Below are 6,813 nucleotides of genomic sequence, written 5' to 3'. Positions count from 1 at the left end.
TAAAAATATAGATGTTCGGGTCGCATAAATTAGGAGTGAGCTAAATGCTCACCCCAACATTTGACTTAGAACCTTTTAGTACAGCACAAACGGGAATTGCAACAACGATTCCGACTACATTTTGTACAATGTTTCCTGGAATAGAGGCTACTGGGACAATCCAGTTATGAAAAAGAATCCCCTCACAAATATAATAGCCTGCTAACATAACCGGAACGGAAAGGATAGCTGCAATTAGATTTAAAGTAACGCTACCTCCATTACGTCCTTTCGACCAAGCAATTTTCCCAACAACATATCCTTGTAAGCCGCGGGCAACTAAAGTAAAAGGTGCCCATAATGTCCAGCCTGAGATTAGATCAAATAATCCCATACCAACAGCGCCAGCAATCGCTCCTTTTTTAGGACCGAAAAGAATGGAGGCGATAAAGAGCATCGCTGTTCCAAGGTGGACTAAACCACCATTTGCCGTAATGGGTAGTTTAATATTTAAAAAAACCGTCGCAACAAAGACGAGGGCTATGAGCATTGCGGATACAACCATATCGAATGTTTGGGAACGTGTATTGGACTGGTTTTGTATTTTTTGCATAATGGTTACCTACCTTATTTAATGTTACAGATAACATAGCAAAGGACTGGTATTTATAAAAGTATCAATTTTTTTAAAAATACAGTGGTCAGTTTTAATCTAGAAAAATATCACTTGTAAATAATAAATGAAATTAATTTCAAATTTCTCAATAAGTTTTCGTAATGATTCGGTAAATCTACAACCTGAAGTCGTTATAAATATGTCGAAAATAGGAAAAACGAGAAGGAACTTTTAAGGAAATTTCTCCTTATTTTATACTTTTTAAAGTAATGAATAGTAATCAAAAATTAGTTGAATAGTCCTTGTTTTTGAAATGAGATAAAATAGTAGACTTGTAAATTATTATAAAAATGAAGGGAATATAATACTTTTCTCCCTTATCTACTAGTAGTTTATAGAGCGCTAAATTATGCTGATAGAATTGATGATAGGTAGAACGATTTATTTTTATTACATTGTAAACTTGTATCCTATTCTATTTGTTGAATTATTCATATAATTGGTAATTTCTAACTATTGTCCTTTTACCACTTAATACTTATAAGTATTTTAATAAATGGTACCAATTATTCAAATTACCAAAATATTGAAAGTTACTTACAAAATTAGACAGAAATTAGCTTTTCAATCGAATATAGTTATTGTTAACAACTAGAGATTATGATGACACCTTTGTTTTCTGTTTGCCTGGATTATCGTTTAGGAAGGAGGGACAAGGTGTTTTTTTAGTTGAACGTCAGGTGAACGGGTCGTTGTTAAAAATCGGAAGGAGGAGAATATGTGAAAAAGAAGAAACGTTCAACCAAAGCGTTTAATATTACAGCATCTTTACTCGTAGCGTTTTCCCTTATCGCACCTAGTGTTGCTAGTGCGGAATCGACAAATAAACTTCATGAATCTTTACGAGAATCAAGTGTAAGTAATGTTCTTGCAAAGGATAAAATTAGTGACCGTTTGCTAACTAATTTTAAAGATGAAGAGAAAGTAACTTTCCTTGTAAAATTTAAGGATAAAGCAGAGGCTCAAGAAGTAGCGAAAGAAGCAAGAAAAACTGCAAAGGAAAAGAAGTTATCCGCTCAAAATACGAAATTAGTACAACGTTCAGCTGTTGTCTCCGAATTAAAATCAACTTCCATCGAATCACAACGATCAGTCATCGATTTTCTTGAACAAGAAGCGAAAAAGGGAAATGTAGATGATTTTGATTCTTACTACATTGTTAATGGGATGGCAGTAACTGCAACTAAAGAGATTGCAGAAAAGATTGCTACTTTTGCAGAAGTTGAAAAAGTACTTCCAAATGAAACTCGACAATTAGAAGCAACAGTCGTAGAAGATGCTCCAGCACCAGCATCAGAAGTTGCCAATGTCGAATGGAATGTCTCACGTGTAAAAGCTCCTGAAACTTGGGAGATGGGTATCGATGGTTCCGGTACTGTAGTGGCAAGTATTGATACCGGTGTTCAATGGGATCATCCAGCATTGAAGGAAAAGTATCGTGGTTACAATGCTGCTACTGGTGAGGTCGATCATGATTATAACTGGTTCGATGCAACTGCCGGCCAAGACGAACCTTATGATGATCAAGGCCATGGTACCCATGTAACGGGAACAATGGTTGGTAGCGAACCAGATGGAACAAATCAAATAGGTGTTGCTCCAGGTGCTAAATTTATTGCTGTTAAGGCATTTACTGCAGCTGGAGGTACAGATGCAGACCTTTTAGAAGCGGCAGAATGGATTTTAGCTCCAACGGATTCTGAAGGCAATGCCCGTGTCGACCTAGCTCCAGATGTTGTAAACAATTCTTGGGGTGGTGGACCTGGTTTAGATGAATGGTATCGAGATGTCGTGATTAACTGGCGCGCAGCTGAAATTTTCCCAGAATTCTCAGCTGGAAATACAACGTTATCAAATCCAGGTGGTCCAGGATCTGTTGCAGCTCCTGCCAACTACCCTGAATCCTTTGCAACAGGTGCAACGGATATTAACAATAAAGTAGCGAGTTTCTCCCTGCGTGGACCTTCTCCATATGATGAAATTAAACCTGATATTTCAGCCCCTGGTGTAAACATTCGTTCATCTGTACCTGGTGGAGCCTATGAAGGTGGATGGAATGGTACTTCCATGTCAGGTCCTGCAGTGTCTGGTGTAGCTGCACTCCTTCGTCAAGTAAATGCGAATATAACTGTCGATGAAATGGAAGAAATTCTATTAAACACGGCAACCCCATTAACAGATGAAGAGTATCCGGAATCTCCAAACCACGGTTACGGTTATGGTTTAGTAGATGCTTATGCAGCTGTATCTTCCATTATTTCTGGTTTAGGAACAATTGAAGGACAAGTGACGAAACAAGGTGAAGATACAGAAGCACCGACTTTCGAGCATGTTGCACCTGAAGAAACTTTTGAAGGAATGGATCTATCTTTATCTCTATCTATCTCAGATAATATTAGTATTTCATCTGTAGAGTTAAATTATACAGATGAAAATGGTGATGTCCAATCAATCGAAGCAGGTCGTCTTTCTGGAGATTATAAATCTGGAGAGTTTGGCGTTGTTGTACCAGGTAGCTTAATTACGGGCTCATCTTTCACGTATTTCTGGACAATTAATGACTTTGGAAATAATGAAGTGACAAGTGATGAGTATACGATTGAAGTAAAACCGGGTATTACGACAGGTTACTTTACCGATTTTGAAAGCCAACCGACTGGCTGGTATTCGTTCGGTAATGCAGATAGCTGGGAGTGGGGTGTACCGACATCAGGCCCTGGTAACGCTGCATCAGGTGAAAAAGTATATGCAACAAATCTAGAAGGAACCTATGATAACAACATGAATGCAACGCTAGTGATGCCTCCAGTTGATTTACCAGAGGGCAACGCTTATTTACAATTCAAACATTGGCATAATTTTGAGAAGTCTTCTACAGGAAGAGCTTGGGATTACGGTCATGTTGTCATTTCAACAGATTTAGAAAATTGGACGCAATTACTTCAAGTAAACGGTGTCTCTGATGGCTGGTTAAGTGCAGAAGTTGATTTATCGGAATACGCTGGTCAACGAGTATATATTGGGTTTAATTCATATTCAGACGGTAGTGTGTTACGCGACGGCTGGTATATTGATGATGTAGCGTTATCTGATTCGTCACTGTCTAAGAAACAGTTAGGCATCATTAAGGAGGTAAAAACAGAAAAAGTACCAAAACTAACTAAAAAAGAAAAAGCTGTTGAAGCAGAAAAAGAAAAAACAGATAAGCCTATCGATCCAAAAACAATTAAACCGGTATTACCTGAAAAGGCACCGGGCCCTATTGTAGAAGAAGTGGCGAATCCAACCCTACTTCCATTAGGAGCACAAGTAAGTGTTCTTGAATCAGGACGTTCTGTTTATACAAATCCAGCAGATGGTTCCTACTCTTTAACTCATAGCGCCGGTGATTTCACAGTCAAAGCGGAAGCTTACGGATTTGCATCGGAGCAACAAACAATTGAGTTAGAGGCAGATAGTTCAGTTTCTGCAAACTTTACGTTGGAAGAATTACCACAAAATACAGTGACAGGTTCCATTACTGATCAACAAACGGGAGAACCAATTGAAGGAGCAACGATACTTCTTGTAGAAGATGCGAATATTGCACCAGCTGTAACAGATACAAATGGTGGCTATTCGATTACTGCATATGAAGGTGACTATACGTTGAAAGTTGTTGCAGACGGTTACCATAGTCAAGAAGTAGCGGTTTCCATCGATGGCGATGGTGCAACGATGGATATTAGTCTGGAGCCATTCTACACGTATCCTGGTGGAGAAATTGGCTATGATGACGGTACTGCTGAAAATGCCCGTGCGTTTTATGATGCAGGAAATGGCTGGGCAGTGAAAATGTCTCTCCCTGAAGGCGAAGAAAGTGGGATTGTAACGGATGGGGTGTTCCGTTTCTGGGATACGTCATTCCCAACACCTGGAGGTACTGAATTTAAAGTAGAAGTTTGGGATGCAACAGGAGCAGATGGTGCACCAGGTAAAAAAATCGCTGGACCAATCGATGCAACGGCATTGCGTAATGGTGAATGGACTGTTGTAGATTTACGTGAACATAATATTATTGTAAACGGGGATTTCTACATGGTTTACATTCAAACTAAGCCAAATCCTAATACACCTGCTTTAGCAACTGATGAAGACGGTGAAAATGCGGCGAGAAGTTATCAATTTGTTTCCGGTGCTTGGACTCCATCTCCAGCAGAGGAAGGAAACTATATGATTCGTGCCCGTGTTAGCTATGAGGTAGATGCGCCAGTAATTACTGGGCCAACTGATAGCTTTATTACAAATGAAAAAAGTTTAACCGTAACAGGTACTGCTTCTCCGACAACAACAATTGAATTAAAGCATAATGGTGAGACTGCAGGATCGGTTGTTGTAGAACAGAATGGACAATTTGAAATTCCAGTAACGCTTGTTGAAGGTCAAAACGAGTTACAAGCAGTTTCAACTTTAGACGGCCGTACAACTGGAGAGTCTGCGCCAATTTCCGTTACGTTAGATACAGTGAAACCAGCTGTTGCGATTACTGAACCAACAGATGGCAGCAAAATTAATCGTGAGACGGTAACGGTAAAAGGTACAATAGAAGATGCTAATTTAGAATATGTTAAAGTAAATGGACAAGCAGCATCTGTTAAGGATGGTCAATTCTCAAAACGTATTATTTTAGAGAACGGATCAAATGAAATTAAAGTAGTTGCTCAAGATTTAGCAGGAAATCGCATAACAAAGAAAATGACAGTAAGTGTAGACTATGATGCACCAGTTATTGAAAATGTGAAGCCTGCGGAAGATCTTTACATTCAAACAGGTAAAAGTGTCATGATTGAATTTGATAGTGAACCAGGACTACGAGCTACGTTTATGGTGCATATGCCGTTAACAAATACAAAAGCTCAGGCTCAAAATGCAACAGAGCTTCCTTTAATGGAAATGAGTCCTGGTCATTACGTTGGCTATTATACAGTACCATCAGGAGCTGTCGCTGACGGTGCCCAAATTGAGGTAAAGGCTGTTGATAGCTTTAACAATGAAACACGCCAGAAAGCAGCAGGTAAACTTTATATCAACGTAGAGCAGCCAGCTAAAACTACTGATGTAAAAAAAGATACATCAGATAAAAAAGCAGAGTAATTAAAAATAGTAAGTACCATCAAAGAATCATTCTTTGGTGGTATTTTTTATTAAAAACGTTTTTTCCTTAAAAGGAGTCATACTTTCAAAATAAAAACTTTTGAATTGGACAAAATACAATTTGAAGAGTTTGAATGAGGATTTTAAAAATGCTCATTTTTACTTTTCACGACATATCAATGAGGAGGATAGCTATGCCAAATGTAGAAGTAAGCTGTGCTGTATCGAACTGTATTTTCCATAAAAAGGGTAATCTTTGTGGAGCAGAAAAAATCCAAATCGATATGGATTACCATTCCAAAAATAGAAATACAGAGTTTGCTTCGGATCTTGATTTCGATAAGATTACAGAAGAAGCAAATCATTCCCAAGACACATGCTGTAAAACGTTTGAACCAAAAAACGAACGTGAAAAATAAATTGAATTTATTTAATTCAATTTGTTACGACATGAAGGCAAGGCTGTTCGAACATTGAGGTTGTTGTAGGGACTAAAGGGATTTTTCCTTTAGTCCTTTCTTATATGGTTATGTATGATGATATGAGAACCCATTTAAACGAAAACAAAAAGAGAGAGCTGTCACGATGAAAGAAGTTATTTTAAAAAAATTGATGGAATTAGAAGAGAAATATTCTATAAAAATTTTGTATGCCGTCGAGTCGGGAAGCCGGGCTTGGGGATTTGCAGCAGAAAATAGTGATTATGATGTTCGCTTTATTTATGTTCATCATCCAAACTGGTATCTTTCCATTGATCCACAAGGAGTAGGTTCGAAGAAAGACAGCATGGAATTCCCGATAAATGATTATTTAGACATTAATGGCTGGGAGATAACGAAAGCGTTACGTCTTTTTAGAAAAAGTAACCCGACCATTTTAGAATGGTTGAAAAGTGAAATAATTTATTATCAAAATGATTTTTTTGTTGAACAGTTGCGTTTAATGCAATTGTATTTCGCAAGTAAAAATTGAGCCATTTATTAATTAAAAACTGATCCACTTAAACCGAACTATTTTCTAGCCAT

4 protein-coding genes are annotated in these 6,813 nt (G+C 37.9%); 3 read left to right on the top strand and 1 reads right to left on the bottom strand.

Annotated elements, in window-relative coordinates:
* Positions 1 to 40 precede the first annotated feature (40 nt).
* A complete protein-coding gene (locus ACH0B5_RS17490; protein ID WP_406928230.1) occupies positions 41 to 592 on the bottom strand; it encodes an ECF transporter S component in 552 nt (183 codons plus the stop codon).
* Positions 593 to 1,375: 783 nt separating this feature from the next.
* On the opposite strand from ACH0B5_RS17490, the gene ACH0B5_RS17485 reads away from it, so the two are divergent.
* The 3 genes from ACH0B5_RS17485 to ACH0B5_RS17475 all read left to right on the top strand — a co-directional run bounded on the left by ACH0B5_RS17485 (position 1,376) and on the right by ACH0B5_RS17475 (position 6,760).
* Positions 1,376 to 5,788, top strand: a complete 4,413-nt coding sequence (locus tag ACH0B5_RS17485) for a S8 family serine peptidase (protein ID WP_406928229.1) — start codon at positions 1,376 to 1,378, stop codon at positions 5,786 to 5,788.
* A gap of 194 nt (positions 5,789 to 5,982) precedes the next feature.
* Positions 5,983 to 6,207, top strand: a complete 225-nt coding sequence (locus ACH0B5_RS17480) for a DUF1540 domain-containing protein (RefSeq protein ID WP_122973089.1) — start codon at positions 5,983 to 5,985, stop codon at positions 6,205 to 6,207.
* 166 nt (positions 6,208 to 6,373) lie between these two features.
* Positions 6,374 to 6,760, top strand: coding sequence for a nucleotidyltransferase domain-containing protein (locus tag ACH0B5_RS17475; RefSeq protein WP_406928228.1), 387 nt, complete (start codon positions 6,374 to 6,376; stop codon positions 6,758 to 6,760).
* Positions 6,761 to 6,813: the final 53 nt, after the last annotated feature.

The organism is Ureibacillus sp. 179-F W5.1 NHS, assembly GCF_045369345.1.
In the GTDB taxonomy this organism is placed as follows: domain Bacteria; phylum Bacillota; class Bacilli; order Bacillales_A; family Planococcaceae; genus Ureibacillus; species Ureibacillus halotolerans.
Note: the sequence above shows the minus strand (reverse complement) of the source record. Positions and strands in the feature narration are given on the sequence as shown.

Bases quoted from the DNA above. Each gene is read 5' to 3' on its own strand.
- ACH0B5_RS17490 (WP_406928230.1), bottom strand. From the start codon at position 592: ATGCAAAAAATACAAAACCAGTCCAATACACGTTCCCAAACATTCGAT.
- ACH0B5_RS17480 (WP_122973089.1), top strand. From the start codon at position 5,983: ATGCCAAATGTAGAAGTAAGCTGTGCTGTATCGAACTGTATTTTCCAT.
- ACH0B5_RS17475 (WP_406928228.1), top strand. From the start codon at position 6,374: ATGAAAGAAGTTATTTTAAAAAAATTGATGGAATTAGAAGAGAAATAT.